Source organism: Flavobacterium gillisiae (assembly GCF_900107635.1).
In the GTDB taxonomy this organism is placed as follows: domain Bacteria; phylum Bacteroidota; class Bacteroidia; order Flavobacteriales; family Flavobacteriaceae; genus Flavobacterium; species Flavobacterium gillisiae.
The window spans coordinates 87,775-109,087 of sequence record NZ_FNRD01000001.1 but is presented as its reverse complement, the minus strand read 5'-3'; the positions used below and the strand labels follow the sequence as shown (position 1 = coordinate 109,087).

The window sequence follows — 21,313 nt, the reverse complement described above, 5'->3', positions numbered from 1 at the left end:
CTACCGAGTAAGAATCAATTGTAAAGCGGCATGTTTATCGTTGAAGATCTATTGACTAACTGTCAAATTCTTCTTTCAATATTCTCATTACATCTAGAATCGTTTCCTCTTCTAGGTCTGTTCTTCTTACTAAATCCTCTACTTCTTGCTTTAAGATACTTTTTGCTGTATCCAACCCAATTTTTGCAAATTCTTCAATAACCCAGCTTTCGATTTCATCTGAAAATTCTGTTAATTCAACATCATCTTCATCAGCAGTTGCACCAGCAACATCGCCTTCACGTATAACATCTAACTCATAACCAGTCAAAAGACCCGCTAATCTAATGTTGTGTCCACCTCTACCAATCGCTTTTGAAACTTCTTCTAATTTCAAGAAAACCTCTGCTCTTTTAGTTTCTTCATTTATCTTAATAGAAGATACTTTTGCAGGACTTAGCGCTCTTGTAATATATAATTGAATGTTACTTGTAAAATTAATAACATCTATATTTTCATTTCCTAATTCACGAACAATTCCATGAATACGTGATCCTTTCATACCTACACAGGCACCTACAGGGTCAATTCTATCGTCGTAAGTTTCTACAGCTACTTTTGCTTTCTCACCTGGAATTCTTACTACATTTTTAACCATAATCAAACCGTCAAAAACTTCAGGAATTTCTTGTTCAAACAATTTTTCTAAAAACTTCTCAGAAGTTCTAGACATAATAATTTGAGGTTTGTTCCCTTTTAATTCAACGCTTTCAATAATTCCACGAACATTATCTCCTTTGCGGAAAAAATCAGATGGAATTTGTTTCTCTTTTGGCAAAACAATTTCATTCCCTTCATCATCCACTAAAATAACAACTCTAGGTCTTACATGATGTACTTCGGCAGTATAAATCTCTCCAATTAAATCTTTAAATTGCTTGTAAAGATTTGTATTGTCGTGTTCATGTATTTTAGAAATAAGGTTTTGGCGTAAAGCCAAAATAGCTCTTCTTCCTAAGTCTATCAATTTCACCTCTTCAGAAACTTCTTCACCAATTTCAAAGTCAGCTTCAATTCTTCTTGCCTCTGTTAAAGTAATTTCTTCGTTTTCAAAATCTAAATCTTCGTCCGCAACAATAACTCTTCGTCTCCAAATTTCCATATCTCCTTTATCAGGATTTATAATGATATCGAAATTATCGTCTGAACCATACTTTTTCTTCAATGCATTTCTAAATACATCTTCCAAAATTGCCATAAGCGTTACACGATCAATAAGTTTATCATCTTTAAACTCTGAGAATGAATCGATTAATGCTAAATTTTCCATGCGAATTCTTTAATTAAAATGTTACTGTAACAATTGCTTCTTTTATATCTGCGTAAGGGATTTGTAGCGTCTTTTCAACAGTCTCTTTACCTTTACCTATCTTTTTAGGTTCTCTTGCTTTCCACGACAAAATTACAAAATCATCATTAGCTTCCACTAATTCTGCTTCGATATTTTCTGTATTAGTTTTCACAATCAACGTTCTACCTATATTTTTCTTGTATTGTCTAATCTTCTTCAATGGCGAAGAAACCCCTGCTGAGGCTACCTCCATAGAATAATCCTGCTCTTCTCTGTCTAAACTTGCATCTATTGCGCGACTGATGTCAATACAATCCTGCAACACCACACCATTGTCATCGTCTAAAGTTATAATAACTTTAAAAGCGTCAGTGATAGTAAGGTCTATCAAGAAAAGCGATGGCTTTTCTACAAGAGCTTCAGTCAACAATAAATTTACTTTTTCTTTAAATGTCATATTTTTTATAAAAAGAGGGGACATTTAGTCCCCTCATTATCTAGATTTTAATAAATAACGGTGCAAATATAGTGTTTTTTTTATAAATCGAATTGATTGCGTGCCGTAAAAATATTTCTTATCTTTATAGAAGCATTAAAATACCGATTTTTCCCATAATTTAATCTCTCTAATTATGAAACGAATTTTAGTTCCAACCGATTTTTCAGCTCATGCCGAGAACGCATTAAAAGTCGCCGCGCAAATTGCAAAAAAGAGCAATTCTGAAATACTTCTACTCCATATGCTGGAAATTCCAACCCAAATGAACGATGCAATAACTGGAGCCACTAGTATCCCTGAAGTGATACTATTTATCGAAAAAGCAAATGAAACACTTCAAAAATTAAAACAAAAAGACTACCTAAAAGGAATACAAGTAACTGAACAAGTGAAATTTGAGAGAGCATTTGATGGGATTCTATCCTTTAGCAAGGAAAACAAAACAGATTTAATAATCATGGGATCACATGGCGTTTCCGGAATCGAAGAAATACTCATCGGATCCAACACCGAAAAAGTAGTTCGACTATCAGAAGTTCCAGTCTTGGTAATTAAAAAAGGCACAACCGAATTGAAAGGAGCAAACTTCGTTTTCGCATCTGATTTTTCGAAAGAAATAAAAAAACCATTCAAAAAAATGATTGCGTTTAGCAAAATATTTGACGCAAAACTGAACTTAGTGATGATTTGCACCCCTAATAGTTTCAAACCAACTGCTCTTTCAGAACAAATAATGAATGATTTCATCGCTGATTTCAAAATCACTAATTATTCCGCCCACATTTACAATGACGTAAATATCGAAAAAGGAATCGTTAACTTTTCAAATTCGATAAATGCCGATTTAATAGGACTATGTACTCACGGGAGAACAGGCTTGGCTCATTTTTTTACAGGAAGCATAAGTGAAGACTTAGTAAATCATGCAGTAAAACCAATAATAACCTTTAAGATATAAAATCGCTATTGCCTAATCATACAATCTTAAAATAACGAATTTAAAACAGAACTTAAATAGATTTCAACCATTTTAAATTTACTCCAAAAAAAAAGCCTCTCAAAATTGAGAGGCTTTTGTTGGTCTACAAGGACTCGAACCTTGAACGACTGCACCAAAAACAGTTGTGTTACCATTACACCATAGACCATCATTGCTGCTAAGCGAGTGCAAATTTATAATAAAATTCAGTTTGCGCAAACTTTTTTGGACTTTTTATTAAAAAAAAATGCAAAAAAAATCAATCAACATCTTCGCCATCTTGAAAATTACTAAAAACCAATATGTTACCTAAATAAATAGTTTGACAGAAATTTTCGCTAATCTTTCCTACCTTAAATAAAAAAACATTTTCTTTGTAACTTAAAATATAACTAAATTTCAATACATGAATAAGGCGCCATTCAATTTCAATAAATGGAATACGATTATAGGTTGGTTTACATTTGTAATAGCATTAATAACTTATACCCTTACTGTTGAACCCACAATGAGTTTTTGGGATTGTGGAGAATATATTGCCACAGCTGCAAAGCTTGAAGTTGGTCACCCCCCCGGAGCACCTTTATTTCAAATGATTGGTGCATTCTTCGCCATGTTTGCCTCAGACAACGAACATATCGCCTTAATGGTCAATATGACTTCTGTTGTTTCTAGTGCCTTCACTATATTATTCCTGTTTTGGTCTTCATCTATGATCTTGAAAAAATTAATTTCGAGAATAACAGAACCAAATCTAAAAGAAGACGACACAACACAATTAAACACAAATAATGCTATTGTAATTCTAGGAAGCTCCTTTGTTGGGGCTTTAGCTTATACTTTTTCTGATAGTTTTTGGTTCAACGCTGTAGAAGCTGAAGTTTATGCCATGGCATCTTTGTTTATTTCCTTGCTTTTTTGGCTGGGTTTACGCTGGGAGCAAGACATGGATTCACCAAGAGGAAACCGATGGCTGTTAATCATTTCACTAGTTATCGGGTTATCATTTGGAGTTCACTTTATGGCTCTTTTAACGATTCCTTCCATAGGACTACTATACTTTTTTAAGCATTACAAAACAGTAACAGTCAAAAATTTCATCATTGCTAATGTTGTAGTAATTTCAATTTTATTGTTTATTTTCAAATTACTGCTACCTTTAACAATGTCGTTTTTTGCAGGAACAGAGGTTTTTACAGTGAATTCACTAGGAATGCCTTTTGACTCTGGAACCATTCTGGTTACAATACTCCTTTCGGCCGCGTTTTATTTTGGTTTAAAATATACAAACAACAAAGGTCTTGTAACTTACAATACTTTAATTCTATGTATTCTATTCGTTCTAATTGGGTTTTCAACTTGGACAATGTTACCTGTTCGCGCGAATGCCAATGTAATTATCAATGAGAATAAACCTTCTGATGCACGTGAGGTACTCGCTTATTACAATAGAGAACAATACGGCTCTAACCCTTTGTTTTATGGCCCTCAGTACACTGAAGTTTTTGCTGGTTTAGACAAGAACAACCCTTATCTTGACAAAGCCCCTAACTATGAGAGAAACTATAAAACTGGGAAATATGAGATTGTAAATAATTTTAAAAATGCTGTGCAAAACAGCGACGACAATCACAAAACTATTTTACCACGCATGTGGAGTACCGATCATATAGCCAATTATATGAACTTCACAAATGCTCCAGAATTTGAACTAAACCCTGATTATCCTTATGAAGATGACCTAGCTAAATACGGAATTGACGCTAGCAAATTAACCGAGGAAGACTACAACAGAGCTATTGGACAGTTAAAAAATGAAATTCAAAAAACAGTTTCAGAATTCAGAACTGCTTACGCACAAAAACAGATTGACAATGATGGTTATGTAAAATTCTTAAAAAGCTATGGCGACTACTTAATCATTGAAAAACCATCAACGGTAGATAATTTAAGCTTCATGTTCGAATACCAATTTGGCTACATGTACGTGAGATACTTGATGTGGAACTTTGTTGGACGTCAAAACGACAACCAAGGAAGATACGACAGTCAGGATGGAAACTGGATTAGTGGAATAAAATTCATGGACGAACTACACTTGGGTTCACAAGATAATTTACCAGAGGATGTACTTCAAAACAAAGGACGTAACACCTATTATTTCCTTCCATTCCTTCTAGGACTTATAGGACTTATGTATCATGCCAATAAAGATCGAAAAAGCTTCTATGTCTTGTTGACTTTATTCTTATTCACTGGTATTGCCTTAAAAATATACCTAAACGAAAGACCTTTTGAACCAAGAGAGCGTGATTATGCCTTAGTGGGCTCTTTTTATGTTTTCGCGATTTGGATTGGATTTGGAGTTTATGCCCTTTATGAAAGTGCTCAAAAATATTTAGCCCCAAAAATAGCAGGACCAATAATTATTGCGGCGAGCATATTAGCCGCTCCAGTACTTATGGCGTCGCAAAACTGGGATGATCACGACCGTTCTGGTAAGTACACTGCAACTGCAATGGCAAAAGCATATCTTAACTCATGCGAGCCTAATGCCATTCTATTTACAATAGGCGACAACGACACTTTCCCGCTTTGGTACGCACAGGAAATAGAACACATAAGGACTGATGTTAAGATTGTAAACACTAGTCTTTTCATGACGGATTGGTATATCGACCAAATGAAAACGAAAACTTACGAAGCTGATCCATTGCCTATCTCTTTTACCCACGATCAGTACGTAGGAGACAAATTGGATTATGTGGTACACATTCCAAAAACAGAAAGCAGATGGGAGATAAAAGACTTAATGACTTTTATTAAAAATCCAAAGTCTACAGTTGGTATGCAAAATGGACAGACGATTCATTTTTATCCAACCAATAAAATTAGAATTCCAGTTAACAAAGATGCTATCCTAAAAAACAAGGTCGTTTCGCCTAAATACTATGACTCTATTGTTCCGTACATAGATATCGACATCAAAGGAAACGCCTTGTATAAAAACCGATTAATGATGCTTGACATCGTAGCAAATAACAATTGGAAAAGACCTATTTTCTTCAGCCCTGGTGCTTTTGACGATGAAGACTATCTTTGGATGAAAGATTACCTTCAACTTGACGGAATGGTTTATAAATTAGTACCTGTAAAAACTGCTATCCCTAAAGATGGAAGCCCATTAGACATGGGGCAAATTGATTCTGAAAAAATGTACACTAATGTAATGAAATGGGATTGGGGTAATAGTGACAGCGACAAAATATACCATGATCCAGAAACGAGAAGAGAAAGCATAACTTACAGAACAAATCTTGCTCGATTAATGGACCAGTTGATCGCGGAGAAAAAATTCGATAAGGCAAAAAAAATTATCGATTTGGCGATGACAAAAATGCCTTTGGATAAATTTGGCTATTACCCTTTAGTAGAACCTTTTACAAAAGGATACTACCAAGTGGGTGAAAAAACCAAAGCACAAGATTTATTGAACAAATTAACTGCCAAATACAAAGACAATCTTAATTACTACAGTAAATTAAAGTCTTCAGAACAATCAAGCTTAGCTGTTGATATCATCACGGATCTTGAACGTTACAGAAGCTTATTACAAGTGATGAAAGAAAATGGAGATTTAAATTTCTATAATAAAAACAGAACTGTATTCAATACTTATATCGAAATGTTTGAACGTTTCGGACGAGAAAAAGAATAAAGTAGCACTATAAATATCTTTTAAAAAAAATGCAGCAAAACTTCTAAATTTTGCTGCATTTTTTTTTAATTTTGAAATAAACAAATACCACAATGAGCTTTTATTGGATTAAAACAAATTCGCTTATCAAGAAGCTATTCTCACAGTATATATGGGACTTACCAAATACTGAAAAAAAAGTTTACTTGACATTCGATGATGGCCCTACTCCAGAAATTACAGAATGGGTTCTAGAACAGCTGGAACTACACAACGCCAAAGCTACTTTTTTTTGCATTGGAAAGAATATTGAAGCAAACCCTTCTATTTTCGAAAAATTACTACAGAGAAGGCATTCGATAGGAAACCACACCTTTAATCATTTAAACGGATGGAAAACCACAGCAGAAGACTACAGCACAAACATTTCTCTTTGCGCTGATTCGATTAAAAACCATTCAATTGAAATCAATAATCCACAATCTAAACTCTTCCGACCTCCTTATGGAAAAATTAAATCCATACAAGCAAAAAAATTGAAGAGCCAAGGGTACAAAATTATTATGTGGGATGTTCTGAGTGCTGATTTTGATCAAACAATCACAAAAGAAAGGTGTTTGAAAAATGTGGTTTCAAATATAAAACCGGGAAGTATAATTGTATTTCATGACAGTGTCAAAGCATTCAAAAACTTAGAATACACACTACCAAAAGTCTTGAAATATTTAGATGAAAACAACTTCCAATGTGAAGCCATTTAAAACAGAGTTAAAATTAAAAGCACTACAATTGCTCTTGCACAATACTGATAAGAGTATTGGCATCCAGCTCGCCTGATTGTCTCCAAATCATTTGTCCTTCCTTATAAATCATTAAAGTAGGAAGTCCTTTAATTCTTAAAGCATCTGCTAATTCCTGGTTTTTATCCACATCAATCTTAATGACTTTTGCTTTATCTCCAAGCGCTGCTGCCACATCTCTAATTACGGGATGCATAGAAACTGACGACTCATTCCAATCTGTGTAAAAATCTATCAACACAGGCACTCGTGCACTTATAAGTTCTCCAAATTTTGACATAAAACCAACGAATTTAATTTTTAAATCTACTTAAAAAAACAGACATTAATCTACAAATGTAGCCTTTTTAACTAATTATGCGACATTCTTACCTTTTTTTAGTTCAATGACTGTGATTTCAGGCATAATTCCAACTCTACCAGGATAAGCGTGATACCCAAATCCTCTATTGACATAAACATATCTTCCTAGGTTTTCGTATAAACCAGCCCATTGCGCATAAACATATTGAGCCAGGCTCCACTTAAAGTAACCCGGAATTTCAATCCCAAATTGCATGCCGTGCGTGTGCCCTGACAATGTTAGGTGAAAATTCTTATCATGGTTTTTGATTTCATAATCCCAATGACTTGGGTCATGACTCATCAAGATTTTAAAATCCTCTTGATTCACCCCTAGCGAAGCCTTATTAATATCACCTGCCTTCTTGAAATTTTGACCCCAATTCTCTACGCCTATTAATGCAATTTTATCTTCTCCTTTTTCTATGTATGTATGCTCATTCAACAATAGCTTGAAATCAATTTCTCCATAAAGATTCTTTATAGCCTGAAAGTTCTCTTCTTTAGCTGCCTCTGTTGGCCAAGTGACATATTCTCCGTAATCATGATTCCCCAGCACAGAATACTTCCCATACTCGTGTTTTTTAATTCTATTGAACGTTTCAATCCAAGGATGCATCTCCTTGGCATCCGTATTCACAATATCACCTGTAAACAGAATCATATCTGAATTTTGTTCGTTTACTAAATCAATTGCATAATTAATCTTCTCCGGGTTATCAAAACTACCGCTATGAACATCTGATATTTGAGTAATTGTAAAACCATCAAAGGCATCTGGTAAATCCGGAAAAAAAATGCGTTGTTTTATTACTTTATAGTTGTATCTCCCAATCGTAATTCCATAGATCAAAGACATAAATGGAATTGCAGCTAACCCCAGCCCCACCTGACTTACAAATTTTCTTCTCGAGGAAAAAAAGGCTGTATTATCATCATTTTCTATAAAATAATTAATCGAACCTGCGCCTAATCTAAACAAATCTTCTCCAAGTAACACCAGAGTCAATATCAGTTTAGGAACATAAACTAAAAGTACTAAACCCATTGTAAACATCGTTTGCTTAGTTTGTCCTACAGAACGGTCAAATTGCATAAAAGAATAAACAATAAATATCAAAACTAATACACTAATGATCTGATAAGAAACTAAAACCCATTTCAGCTTTATTAATGTTCTTAATGCTTGAAATGCATAAAGCTCTATGATAATAAGGACAACACTTAAAAAAACGATACGAAAAATCATTATAATTATATTTATTGACAAAATAACAAATTAAGAAAATACAATAGCCTCTAATAATCAAATTTTAACAAAACAATCACAATACCGTTTTGGTACAATTAAAAAAGAGATTGCCAGTTTTATTGGACAATCTCTAAATATATAAGACAAAACTTAATCACTTATATTTTTACGTCACTTAAACTTTTCCTTGTTTATTACTAAAATGGATCCGTTCTCTGAAAAATTCATGTTTAAAAAACATTCATGTTTAAGGCCGCAACAATTACACTTCCTGACCCACCTCCAAATTTCTCCGCATAAACTTCAAGATAATCAGTAGGAGAAAGTTCCGTTAATACCACTAAAGGAATTGCTAAAAGATCTGAACTAGAATTAGCTTTAATATATATTTTAGATTTACCTATAACAACACCGTTTTTTGCAATATAAAATATATAAGTTGTTCCATTTGCATCGGCCTGGAACGAAACTGTTCCCGTTGCTCTAAAATACCTTTTTTTACTACCGAGATAGGTTAATCTATTATCTACCCCTCCTCTTGAAAATCTGTATAAATTATCTGAAGCTGAAACACCAGCAAGTTTTGCTGCACTTCCTGACAGTGAAGTAGAAACACCTGAGCCAACTGCGTAATTGTAATAATAATCCCCTAAAGCAAATCTATCTGCTTCTAAAGGTAATCCAGTACAATTCACACTCCATTTATTATTAAAATTATATCCAGTATAACTTCCTGTAGTATATCTTTTAACCAAAAAACCAGTTGTAGGCACACCTGTAAAAAGCACACCATCCATACTAGCATCAACACTAACAACAGGGTCAGAAGAAACATCAATACCAATACTTGCGCCACTAACTTCAGAAAAGCCTCCCTGTTTACCAATTAACTCAAAACTACCTGTAAAGGTTTCATAAGTCCCGCTATTATTACCAAACCACCCTTGATTTGTCAACAATACCTTAGTGATATTGTTATAAACGATACCATTTGTATTCCCTGAATATTGAACAATACTTGAAAAAACAAATCCAAAACCATTTAAATTACCAACATTGGCCGAATTTGCTATAATCAGATCTCTAAAAATTAAATTTTCTGTATTTGCGGCAGTAATATTAAAAACTCGTCCTCCAACGTTAACCAAAGTCACCACTCTAATGGAGCCCCCTGTACTACCAACGAATAAATCTCCACCGAATTTAACAATTTTATCGTCACCAGAATCTAACCCGACTATATATGAATTATTTATTTCGATTGGCAAATTAAACACCACTTGCCCATTAATCTCATATAGAGTTTGTGAATCCATTAAATATTTTGTTCCACTACCTGCTGCTAGTTCAGCAGCTAAAACTGTTGCCAACACATCTGTAGACTTAATTCGCTTAAACTTTGATCGCCCTTGTGAAATACCAACCCATGTCGCTGCTGGTAAATCATAGTAAGATAAACCTTTTAACTCCGTATCATAAACCATTAATCCATTAGCAGGAGAAACAATTGCAATTTTCTGCGCAGTTGTCATCCTAGGTGCCAACATTCCTTGTGTTGTTGACGACACATCTAAAACCGAACTCCCATGAGGAGTAGTTGTTCCAATTCCAACCTGAGCAAACATGTTTGTGGTTATTATCATGAAAAAGAACATAGAGACCTGTAATACCTTTTTAGCAGAGTAGTTTTTTTTCATAACATGCGAATTATAATTTATATATAAGAACAAAGCGTGGCATAGAACCACTCCGCTAAAATATGAAAATCATCGACCAACCGTAATTTTTATCGACAAACTACATGATTATTTAACTTAAAATGTCAAATAAGTTATTTTTATAGCCTAAGTATTACATAGTCTTAACTAACTGATATTTAAACCTAAGTTATTACTATAGACTATACCTAAAAAACACCCTAGAATTCGCTTTTTTTACATGTAAAAACCATAAAGAGTGAAATCTGAGTGCCGATTTTTAGAAATATTAAAATCCGTTCCATCTTTATCTTTTAAGTTTTGTACTTTTGAAATCTTTACAAAATCACAATTATGTCAGAACAAAAACGTCTCTTTCTACTCGATGCTTATGCATTAATTTTCCGAGGATATTATGCCTTTATAAAAAACCCTAGAATCAATTCTAAAGGAATGGACACTTCGGCCATTATGGGCTTTATGAATTCCCTAATGGATGTTATCAAAAGAGAAAAACCAGATCACTTAGCGGTAGCTTTTGATAATGGTGGAAGCCAATTAAGAAATGAGATATTCCCAGAATACAAAGCAAATCGTGACGCCACTCCAGAAGCTATTAAGATTGCCGTTCCATACATTCAATCTTTGTTGAAAGCCATGCATATTCCTATTATAGAAGTCAAAGGCTATGAAGCTGATGATTTAATAGGAACAATTGCAAAACAAGCCGAAAAGGAAAACTATAAAGTCTTTATGGTTACTCCTGATAAGGATTTTGCACAACTGGTATCTGAAAATATATTCATGTACAAACCAGCCCGAATGGGTAATGGGATAGAAATATGGGGTGTTCCAGAAGTATTGGAAAAATTCCAAATTGAGAGACCAGAACAAGTAATTGACTTTCTAGGAATGATGGGCGATGCAGCTGACAATATTCCGGGATTACCTGGTGTAGGCGAAGTTACCGCTAAGAAATTCCTAAAAGAATACGGATCCATGGAAAATCTTTTAGCAAATACAGACAAGCTAAAAGGTAAAATGAAAGAGAACATCGAAGCCAACAAAGAGAAAGGTATCTTATCAAAAACTTTAGCAACTATCCTACTCGATTGCCCAGTTGTTTTTGACGAAAAGGATTATGAATTATCGACTCCGGATGTTGAAAAAACAGATGCTCTTTTTAATGAGTTAGAATTTAGAAGAATGGCAGAACAGTTTGACGCCATATTTAAAAAAGGAGGAACCGCAACCGCAAGCAAGCCTACGGATGATTCCAACTCACCCAAAAAAGCACAACCAAAAAACGAAGACCAGTTTGATCTTTTTGGAAGCGCAATTTCTGATGAATCGACTGAAGAAACCCACCATAAATATTATAATACCTTAGAAGACACTGAGCATTCTTACCAGATTATCCAAGGAGATTTAGGTCTTAAATTATTGTTGCAAAATTTATTAAAACAAACTTCCGTTTGTTTTGACACAGAAACTACCGGACTAGATGCCTTGCATGCTGAGTTAGTAGGAATCTCATTCTCCTATGAAAAAGGAAAAGGTTTTTATGTTCCTTTTCCAGAAAATCAAGAGGCAGCAAAAACCTTAATCGATAAATTCATTCCTTTTTTCGAAAATGAAACAATTGAGAAAATTGGACAAAATTTAAAATACGATTTAAAAATACTTTCCAACTATGATATTAATGTAGAAGGGAAATTATTCGACACCATGATTGCCCATTATCTGATTAATCCGGATATGCGTCACAATATGGATATCTTGGCTGAGACTTATTTGAAATATTCGCCAAAATCCATTGAAGATTTAATTGGCAAAAAAGGAAAAAATCAAAAGTCGATGCGTGATGTCGCATTAGAAGAAATCAAAGAATACGCTGCTGAAGATGCTGATATAACATTTCAATTAAAAGAAATATTTACCGCTGAGTTAGACAAAACGGAAACCAAAAAACTTTTTGACGAAATTGAGATTCCGTTAGTAAAAGTATTGGCTGACATGGAAAAAGAAGGCATCCGTGTAGACGTGGATTTTCTGAAATCTCTTTCGAAAGAATTAGACAATGATATCAAATCATTAGAAAAGAATATTTATGAAACTGCCGGCCATTCTTTCAATTTGGCTTCGCCAAAACAACTGGGCGAAGTTTTATTTGACAAACTAAAAATTGGCGGAGCCAAACAAAAGAAAACTAAAACGGGGCAATATGCCACAGGCGAAGAAGTGTTGAGCTATTTAGCCAATGACAACCCAATTGTAAAAGACATCTTGAATTGGCGCCAACTGATCAAACTGCAAAACACTTATGTTGATGCCTTACCAAACCAAGTGGATCAAATCACTGGTCGCATTCATACGGATTATATGCAAACGGTAGCCGCAACGGGCCGTTTGAGTTCGAATAATCCAAATCTTCAAAATATCCCGATTCGTACAGAAAGAGGAAGACAAATTAGAAAAGCATTTGTAGCCAGAGACGAAAATTACACTTTAATCTCTGCCGATTATTCCCAAATTGAATTGCGCATCATTGCAGCCTTGAGTGGAGAGGAAAATATGATAAAAGCGTTTTTAAATAACGAAGACATTCATAAGTCAACAGCTTCAAAAGTATTTGATGTTCCTCTAGAAGAAGTGACCCGTGAACAAAGAAGTCATGCTAAAACGGTCAACTTCGGAATTATATATGGAGTTTCGGCTTTTGGACTGAGCAATCAAACTTCATTGTCAAGAAGCGAGAGTGCCGCCTTAATCGAAGCCTATTACAAAACCTATCCAAGATTGAAGTCATACATCCAAGAGCAAATTGAATTTGCACGCGAGAACGGTTATGTACAAACAATCCTTGGACGTCGTCGCTATTTAAAAGATATTAACTCCCAAAACGCAATGGTACGTGGTGGCGCAGAACGAAATGCAGTAAATGCTCCGATACAAGGAAGCGCTGCAGACATTATTAAAATTGCGATGATCAACATTCATAAAAAACTAACTTCAGAAAACTGGAAAAGTAAAATGTTGCTACAGGTTCATGATGAGCTTGTGTTCGATGTACACAACAGTGAATTAGAAAAAATCCAACCGATGATTAAGCACGAAATGGAAAATGCCTTTAAACTTGACGTCCCTTTAACTGTAGAATTAGGAATGGGTAAAGATTGGCTGGAAGCACATTAGAAATTTCTTGTTTTCTAAACATTGTCAATGTTCAGTACTTTGACAATGTTAAAAAAAAAAATCCATCTGCCTAGCCGATGGATTTTTTAGTTTTATATATTCTTAATTATAATTATACTTTTCTACTAGACTCTCTTTCTTTCAGTTTTGTTTTAATGACAACTGTTTCATAAGGAATGTTTTCCTCTTTAGATTCTAACCGGTCAATAAGTAACTTAGCAGCTACTTCACCTATTTCGACACCATGCTGACTAATTGTGGTTAAACTTGGTGTCAATCGGCGTGAAGCTAATATTCCATCAGCAAAACCAATTATCGAAAGTTCCTCAGGGATTTTATACCCTTTTTTTAATCCAATTTTCAAAGCCGCAACAGAATCATTTTCGTCCAAAGCAAAGACACCATCTATAGTATTATTGTCGAATATAGCTTCGATTCTACTTTTTAAGTCTTCTTCTGAATCTGTGCGAAGAATTATATTTTCATTTATTGCAATATTATTATCCGTTAAAGCTTTCAAATACCCATCAGCCCTTAATTTCCCAACACTCAAATTATCCACAGAAGATAACAAGGCAATATTTTTACATCCCAAATCAATTAATCGCTGAGTAGAATTTAATGCAGAATCAAAATCGTCAACAACCACTTTGTCACACTCAATACCATCTGCAATTCGATCAAACATAACTATAGGTGTACCGTCATAAATTATTTCCTTAAAATGAGAATAATCCTGAAGTTTTTGCGCTTCTTCAGACACTGATAAAATAAAACCATCTATCGTACCATTACTCAACATTTCTAAGGTATGCGCTTCCTTATCCATAGATTCATTAGAAATACACATGATAACGTTATATCCTTTTTCATCTGCTACTTTTTCTATACCACTAAATACTTTGGCAAAAAAAGAATTAAGAATATTCGGTATAATAACGCCTATTGTCTTAGTTTTTCGATTTTTAAGGTTTAAACCAATCACATTGGGTTTATAGTTTTTTAGCTTTGCATATTCCTTAATTTTAATTTTTGTTAAATCACTAATTTCAGGACTATCGTTGAGTGCTTTAGAAACTGTAGACACAGAAACGTTAAGTTCCTTGGCTATTTGTTTAAGGGTTGCTTTGACTTTCATAATTTAAGTAGGTGTTGACTTTATAAGCAATTTAAGAGAAATCCATAATAATCTGCTAAATATAAGTTTCTATATAGACACCTTTTAGCTACTAAACCTTTATTGCTAACACGCAATATAAAACTTTTATTTTGATAACAAAAGTAATATAAAAATAGAAAGTCGACACAATCTATAATAGTAAAAGATAACTAATGTATAGCACATCAAATATACAATTGATAATCAGGGTTAAAACGACAAAAAATTATTCTTTTAAGGTATTTGTATTTAAAATAATAAATTGTACTTTTGCATCCCCTTTAATGGGGATGGAATGTTTAATTAAAAATATATTATGGACGCATTAAGCTACAAGACTCAATCAGCAAGCAAAGCCACCGTTACAAAGGAGTGGATTGTTGTAGATGCAGATGGGCATAACTTAGGTCGTCTTGCTTCAAAAGTCGCTATGATTTTAAGAGGTAAGTACAAACCAAGTTACACACCGCACGTTGACTGTGGAGATAACGTAATTGTTATCAACTCAGAAAAAATCAACCTTACAGGTAACAAAATGGACGAGAAAATTTACATGCGTCACACAGGTTACCCAGGAGGTCAAAGAACTTTAACTGCTAAAGTATTGCAATCTAAAAACCCTGCATTACTAGTAGAAAAAGCTGTAAAAGGAATGTTACCAAAAAACAAAATTGGTGCTGAACTTTTTAGAAATTTAAATGTTGTTGTTGGTTCAGAGCACAAACAAGGTGCACAAAAACCGAGAACAGTTAACCTTAACGATCTTAAGTAATGGGAGTTATTCACAAAATCGGTAGAAGAAAAACCGCTGTTGCACGTGTTTATGTTTCGGAAGGAACAGGAGTAATCACTGTAAACAAAAAAGAATTCGCAACTTATTTCCCTACTGCTACTTTACAGTACAAAGTAATGCAACCAATGTCTATGACAGAAAATGCAACTAACTTTGATGTAAAAGTAAATGTTTATGGAGGTGGTTCAACTGGACAAGCAGAAGCTGTAAGAATGGCATTAGCACGTGTTATGTGTGAAGTAAATGCTGAAAACAGACTTATCTTGAAACCAGAAGGTTTATTGACAAGAGATCCAAGAATGGTTGAACGTAAGAAATTCGGTCAGAAGAAAGCTCGTAAGAAATTTCAATTCTCGAAACGTTAATATTGCCTGTCTTGAATACATTTATTCAAGACTTATTGAGTTTATTATTGAATTTAAAACAATGTTGTTGTTGCCTACCGAGGTAGGAATTAGTTTAGCATCTAAATGTATTTAGCCGAGAAATCGCCATTCATACATTGCTAATCAACAGAACGTAAACTAGTACAAAAAATGTCAAACAAAGTAGAAGTAAAAGAATTACTAGAAGCAGGTGTCCACTTCGGTCACATGACTAGAAAATGGGATCCAAACATGGCTCCTTACATTTATATGGAGCGTAATGGTATTCACATTATCAATCTATATAAAACTGCAGCAAAAATTGAAGAAGCTAATGAAGCTTTGAAAAAAATCGCTGCATCAGGTAGAAAAATATTATTTGTTGCTACCAAAAAACAAGCAAAAGACATCGTTGCTGAAAAAGCAAAAGCTGCAAACATGCCTTACATCACTGAAAGATGGCCTGGTGGAATGCTAACTAACTTCGTAACTATCCGTAAAGCTGTTAAAAAAATGGCTACTATTGATAAAATGAAGAAAGATGGTACATTCATGACCCTTTCTAAAAAAGAGCGTTTACAAGTTGATCGTCTTCGTGCTAAATTAGAGAAAAATTTAGGTTCAATTTCTGATATGTCAAGATTACCAGCTGCATTATTTGTAGTAGACATCAAAGCTGAACACATCGCAATAAAAGAAGCTCAAAAATTAAACATTCCAGTTTTTGCAATGGTTGATACTAACTCTGATCCTCGTGAAGTAGAGTTCGTAATTCCATCAAATGATGATGCTTCTAAATCAATCGATAAAATTTTAACTTTAGTAACAGCTGCAATTGTTGAAGGACTTTCTGATAGAGGTTCTGATAAAGACGCAGATGCAACTGAAAAAGCGGCTCCAGCAGCTGAAAAAGTAGCTACAGTAGCAACTGAAACAGCAGCTCCAGCAGCAACTGAGACTGCAGCTCCGGCTGCCGAAACAGCGGCTCCAGCAACTGAAGAATAAAACAATATTTAAATTCCAACTTTTAAATTCCAAATTCCCGAAAAAAAATTAGAAACAATAAGTTGATAATTTGATAAAATTGGAATTTGGGATTTAGGAATTGGAATTTTACTTTTAACCTTATAAAAAAATACAACATGGCAACAATAACTGCTGCAGACGTAAATAAATTAAGAACAGCTACAGGTGCTGGAATGATGGATTGTAAAAAAGCATTAGTAGAAGCTGATGGTGATTTTGAATTAGCAATCGAAAACCTACGTAAAAAAGGACAAAAAGTAGCTGCAAACCGTTCAGACAGAGAATCTACTGAAGGTGCTGCAATTGCTGTTGTAAATGCTGACAAAACTGCTGGTGTTGTTATCACATTAAACTGTGAAACTGACTTCGTAGGTATGAATGAAAGTTTTGTGAAAATGGCTACTGAAATGGCTAATCAAGCATTGAACTTTGATACTAAAGAAGCATTTTTAGCTTCAGATTTCAACGGAATTTCTATTGCTGAGAAACTTATCGAGCAAACTGGAGTTATCGGTGAAAAATTAGAAATTAGAACTTTCGAGAAATTAGAAGGTGCATTCGTAGGATCTTACATTCACTCTGGAAACAAGATCGCTACTTTGGTAGCTTTATCTGCTGCTCCTGCTGGTGCTGAAGAAGTTTCAAGAAACGTTGCTATGCAAGCTGCTGCTATGTCTCCTATCGCGTTAAACGAAGAAGGTGTAGATGCTGCAATCATTGAAAAAGAAATTGAAATCGCAAAAGATCTTTTGCGTCAAGAAGGTAAACCAGAAGCAATGTTAGACAATATCGCTAAAGGTAAATTGGCTCGTTTCTTTAAAGATAATACTTTAGTAAACCAAGATTACATTAAAGACAACAAATTGAGCGTTGCTAACTACGTAAAATCTTTAGATAAAGATCTTATCGTTACAGGTTTCAAAAGAGCTGCTTTAGGATAATTTATTCTAAACTATATATTAAATCCCATTTCGAAGTAATTTGAAATGGGATTTTTCTTTTATATTTGAATTTCTAAACTCTAAATTATGGAAACTAAATCAAGATGTGCTTGGTGTCAATCTAGTGAACTTTACAAAGAATACCACGATCAAGAATGGGGAACTCCAGTTTATGATGACGCTACCTTATTTGAGTTTTTAATTCTAGAAACCTTTCAAGCAGGATTGAGTTGGATTACGATCTTAAACAAAAGAGAAAACTTTAGAACTGCCTTTGATCAGTTTGATTACAAAATAATAGCCACCTATACTGAAGAAAAAGTACAAGAACTACTTCAAGATGCAGGGATTATTCGCAATAAACTAAAAGTACGTTCTGCCGTTTCTAACGCCATTGCTTTTATGAAAGTGCAACAAGAATTTGGTTCTTTCTCTAAATATATTTGGAAATTCACAGATGAAAAACCGCTCATCAACAATCCAAAAACCCTGAAAGACGTCCCTGCTACTACCCCACTTTCTGATAAAATAAGTAAAGATTTAAAAAAAAGAGGCTTTAAATTTGTCGGTTCTACCGTTATGTATGCCTTTATGCAAGCCACCGGAATTGTCAATGACCACGTGGAAAGTTGCTGGAAAAGGAGTTAATTTTCACATGCTATTCTTCTCTCAAGAATGGATGATTTCACAAAAATTACTGTTTGACGACAAAAATTTAACTCGAAAAAAAAATCTTCAAACTAAAAAAACCCTTACATTTGTGGCACACTTTAGGGGTGTCTACAACTTTGTAGGCTGAGAATTACCCTCTGAACCTGATCTAGTTCATACTAGCGTAGGGAAAAGTAAGATGACTTCCGTAGTCCCATTTTGGGCACTTTGTAGCCATTCCTAAAGTATAACAATATACTAAATTCATCAGGAATGGAACTAAAAATCAACAACCAAATCAAACAATTTCAAGCAGATGCCCTAAGCATTCAAGAACTGCTCGATATTGAATTTCCCCAAAAACAAACCGGCATTGCCGTTGCAATCAACAATACCGTTATTCCAAAATCCAACTGGAACGACCAACCCCTATCCCATTCTGACGAAATTTTAATTATTTCTGCAACCCAAGGAGGCTAATTAGGCTGCTCGGGCGGGCTATCCATTTCAAGTCCGCAGTTATAAACTCTAAAAACACAGTCGCAACAAGAGCTTCCTACGGTCGCTTTCTTGCTCCTTGTTTTTATCAGTTTATCACTTTACGGGCTTTTCATTACTATCCCTAGCAGAAAAAAAAAATGGCAATAACAATTTCAATGGCAATGCCAAATACAAACACAAAGAAACTTTACAACCTTAAGACCTAACAAAATGACAAACGAAGAAAAAATATCTAGAACCCCCTTCCCTAATTCTAAAAAAGTATATATCGATGGTACACTCCACCCGATAAAAGTCGCGATGCGCGAAATCTCACTTGCCGACACCAAGATGTCTAACGGACGAATAGAAAAAAACCCGCCAATAACCATCTATGACACTTCTGGGCCATTTACAGATCCTGATATCGAAATCGACATTAGAAAAGGATTACCTCGCATCCGCGAGCAATGGATACTGGACCGTAATGATGTGGAAGAACTAACAGAAATTAGCTCTGATTACGGAAAAGAACGCCTGAATAACAAAAAGCTAGACGAATTGCGTTTCGAGTATTTACACAAACCGATGCGTGCCAAAAAAGGAGCTAATGTTTCGCAGTTATTCTACGCAAAACAAGGCATCATCACTCCCGAAATGGAATACATTGCGATTCGTGAAAACCAACGTATTGAACAACTAGACACCCAAACCAAAGCCATGCAATGCCAACATCCTGGGCACAGCTGGGGAGCCAACACGCCTAAAAGTAAAATCACTCCAGAATTTGTACGTAACGAAGTAGCTATTGGTCGCGCCATAATACCAAATAACATCAACCATCCTGAAAGTGAACCGATGATCGTAGGGCGTAATTTCTTAGTAAAAATAAATGCCAACATCGGGAATAGTGCCGTAACCTCAACAATAGAGGAAGAAGTAGAAAAATCAGTTTGGGCCTGCCGCTGGGGAGCTGATACAATCATGGATTTATCTACAGGTAAAAATATTCACGAAACTAGAGAATGGATTATCCGTAATTCCCCAGTACCTATTGGAACAGTTCCTATTTATCAAGCATTAGAAAAAGTAAACGGAATCGCTGAGGATTTAACATGGGAAGTTTTCCGAGATACTTTGATCGAGCAAGCAGAACAAGGAGTTTCTTATTTCACTATTCATGCAGGAGTCCTATTGCGTTACATTCATTTAACTGCGGAACGAGTTACGGGAATCGTATCTCGTGGAGGGTCTATCATGGCAAAATGGTGTTTGTTTCATCACAAAGAGAACTTTCTTTACACTCATTTTGAAGACATTTGCGAAATCATGAAACAGTACGATGTGGCTTTCTCCCTTGGAGATGGTTTGCGTCCAGGTTCTATTGCTGATGCCAATGATGCCGCGCAATTTGCTGAACTAGAAACTTTAGGTGAACTAGCCAAAATTGCTTGGAAACACGATGTACAAGTATTCATAGAAGGTCCAGGACATGTACCGATGCACATGATTAAGGAAAATATGGAGAAACAATTAGAACATTGCAACGAAGCACCTTTTTACACTCTTGGTCCACTAACGACAGACATTGCTCCAGGTTACGATCACATTACTTCAGCGATTGGTGCCGCCATGATTGGTTGGTATGGTTGCGCGATGTTATGCTATGTAACTCCAAAAGAACATCTTGGCTTACCCAACAAAAAAGATGTAAAAGACGGTGTTATCACTTATAAAATTGCTGCCCACGCTGCCGATTTAGCCAAAGGGCATCCAGGTTCTCAATACCGTGACAATGCTTTGAGTAAAGCACGTTTTGAATTCCGCTGGAATGATCAATTTAATTTATCATTAGATCCAGATACCGCTAGAGAGTTTCACGATGAAACACTTCCCGCAGAAGGTGCTAAAGTGGCTCATTTTTGTTCTATGTGCGGACCTAAATTCTGCTCGATGAAAATATCACAAGAAATTCGTGATGTCGCCGAAGCTGAAAAAGGCATGAAAGAAAAATCAGAAGAGTTTATCGAACAAGGAAAAGAGATTTATAGTTAATAAGAAAATAGAACAAAGAATATAGAGAATAGACTTCATGAATTGATAGCGT

17 protein-coding genes, 1 tRNA gene and 1 riboswitch are annotated in these 21,313 nt (G+C 34.9%); of the genes, 11 read left to right on the top strand and 7 right to left on the bottom strand.

All coding sequences use genetic code 11. From position 1 onward, the window contains the following. Window positions 1-55: 55 nt before the first annotated feature. Together nusA and rimP are read right to left on the bottom strand one after the other, a co-directional pair. Complete coding sequence (gene nusA / locus BLV35_RS00520) at window positions 56-1,309, bottom strand: transcription termination factor NusA (protein WP_091083131.1); 1,254 nt, start codon at window positions 1,307-1,309, stop codon at window positions 56-58. Between the two features lie 13 nt (window positions 1,310-1,322). Further along, window positions 1,323-1,787 (bottom strand): ribosome assembly cofactor RimP, encoded by a 465-nt coding sequence (gene rimP, locus BLV35_RS00515; RefSeq protein ID WP_091083127.1) that lies wholly within the window; start codon window positions 1,785-1,787, stop codon window positions 1,323-1,325. Window positions 1,788-1,962: 175 nt separating this feature from the next. Between rimP and BLV35_RS00510 the strand changes: the two genes are divergently transcribed. After that, on the top strand, window positions 1,963-2,787 hold the full coding sequence (locus BLV35_RS00510) for a universal stress protein (protein ID WP_091083124.1): 825 nt from the start codon (window positions 1,963-1,965) through the stop codon (window positions 2,785-2,787). Window positions 2,788-2,906: 119 nt separating this feature from the next. Here BLV35_RS00510 and BLV35_RS00505 read toward each other — a convergent pair. After that, a tRNA-Gln gene (locus tag BLV35_RS00505) sits at window positions 2,907-2,977 on the bottom strand. 237 nt (window positions 2,978-3,214) lie between these two features. Between BLV35_RS00505 and BLV35_RS00500 the strand changes: the two genes are divergently transcribed. Further along, entirely contained in the window at window positions 3,215-6,526 is a 3,312-nt protein-coding gene (locus BLV35_RS00500) for a glycosyltransferase family 117 protein (RefSeq protein ID WP_091083120.1), read from the top strand. Between the two features lie 92 nt (window positions 6,527-6,618). After that, a complete protein-coding gene (locus BLV35_RS00495; protein WP_091083117.1) occupies window positions 6,619-7,266 on the top strand; it encodes a polysaccharide deacetylase family protein in 648 nt (215 codons plus the stop codon). Window positions 7,267-7,288: 22 nt separating this feature from the next. On the opposite strand, the gene BLV35_RS00490 is transcribed toward BLV35_RS00495, so the two are convergent. The 3 genes from BLV35_RS00490 to BLV35_RS00480 all read right to left on the bottom strand — a co-directional run bounded on the left by BLV35_RS00490 (window position 7,289) and on the right by BLV35_RS00480 (window position 10,596). Then, a complete protein-coding gene (locus tag BLV35_RS00490; RefSeq protein ID WP_091083114.1) occupies window positions 7,289-7,585 on the bottom strand; it encodes a thioredoxin family protein in 297 nt (98 codons plus the stop codon). A gap of 75 nt (window positions 7,586-7,660) precedes the next feature. Further along, window positions 7,661-8,896 (bottom strand): metallophosphoesterase, encoded by a 1,236-nt coding sequence (locus BLV35_RS00485; RefSeq protein ID WP_091083111.1) that lies wholly within the window; start codon window positions 8,894-8,896, stop codon window positions 7,661-7,663. Window positions 8,897-9,129: 233 nt separating this feature from the next. After that, window positions 9,130-10,596: a hypothetical protein gene (locus tag BLV35_RS00480; protein WP_091083108.1), complete on the bottom strand. Its 1,467-nt coding sequence runs from the start codon at window positions 10,594-10,596 to the stop codon at window positions 9,130-9,132. Window positions 10,597-10,950: 354 nt separating this feature from the next. On the opposite strand from BLV35_RS00480, the gene polA reads away from it, so the two are divergent. Continuing rightward, on the top strand, window positions 10,951-13,791 hold the full coding sequence (polA, locus tag BLV35_RS00475) for a DNA polymerase I (RefSeq protein ID WP_091083106.1): 2,841 nt from the start codon (window positions 10,951-10,953) through the stop codon (window positions 13,789-13,791). Between the two features lie 112 nt (window positions 13,792-13,903). On the opposite strand, the gene BLV35_RS00470 is transcribed toward polA, so the two are convergent. Continuing rightward, the gene (locus BLV35_RS00470; protein ID WP_091083103.1) at window positions 13,904-14,929 is read right to left on the bottom strand and encodes a LacI family DNA-binding transcriptional regulator; all 1,026 of its coding nucleotides are present in this window, start codon (window positions 14,927-14,929) and stop codon (window positions 13,904-13,906) included. 337 nt (window positions 14,930-15,266) lie between these two features. Between BLV35_RS00470 and rplM the strand changes: the two genes are divergently transcribed. From rplM to thiC, 7 genes are all read left to right on the top strand, one after another. Then, window positions 15,267-15,722, top strand: coding sequence for a 50S ribosomal protein L13 (gene rplM / locus BLV35_RS00465; RefSeq protein ID WP_007137451.1), 456 nt, complete (start codon window positions 15,267-15,269; stop codon window positions 15,720-15,722). After that, the gene (rpsI, locus tag BLV35_RS00460) at window positions 15,722-16,108 is read left to right on the top strand and encodes a 30S ribosomal protein S9 (protein ID WP_091083100.1); all 387 of its coding nucleotides are present in this window, start codon (window positions 15,722-15,724) and stop codon (window positions 16,106-16,108) included. The genes rplM and rpsI overlap by 1 nt, the downstream gene beginning before the upstream one ends. Before the next feature lie 171 nt (window positions 16,109-16,279). Continuing rightward, window positions 16,280-17,113 carry a 30S ribosomal protein S2 gene (gene rpsB / locus BLV35_RS00455; protein WP_091083096.1) on the top strand — a complete coding sequence of 278 codons (834 nt, stop codon included), beginning with the start codon at window positions 16,280-16,282 and terminating at the stop codon, window positions 17,111-17,113. A gap of 137 nt (window positions 17,114-17,250) precedes the next feature. Beyond that, a complete protein-coding gene (tsf, locus tag BLV35_RS00450; protein WP_091083093.1) occupies window positions 17,251-18,075 on the top strand; it encodes a translation elongation factor Ts in 825 nt (274 codons plus the stop codon). A gap of 87 nt (window positions 18,076-18,162) precedes the next feature. After that, window positions 18,163-18,723: a DNA-3-methyladenine glycosylase I gene (locus BLV35_RS00445; RefSeq protein ID WP_091083088.1), complete on the top strand. Its 561-nt coding sequence runs from the start codon at window positions 18,163-18,165 to the stop codon at window positions 18,721-18,723. A gap of 114 nt (window positions 18,724-18,837) precedes the next feature. Then, window positions 18,838-18,934: riboswitch (TPP riboswitch) on the top strand. 65 nt (window positions 18,935-18,999) lie between these two features. Further along, complete coding sequence (thiS, locus tag BLV35_RS00440) at window positions 19,000-19,206, top strand: sulfur carrier protein ThiS (protein ID WP_091083085.1); 207 nt, start codon at window positions 19,000-19,002, stop codon at window positions 19,204-19,206. Between the two features lie 231 nt (window positions 19,207-19,437). Then, entirely contained in the window at window positions 19,438-21,261 is a 1,824-nt protein-coding gene (gene thiC, locus BLV35_RS00435; protein WP_091083081.1) for a phosphomethylpyrimidine synthase ThiC, read from the top strand. Window positions 21,262-21,313: the final 52 nt, after the last annotated feature.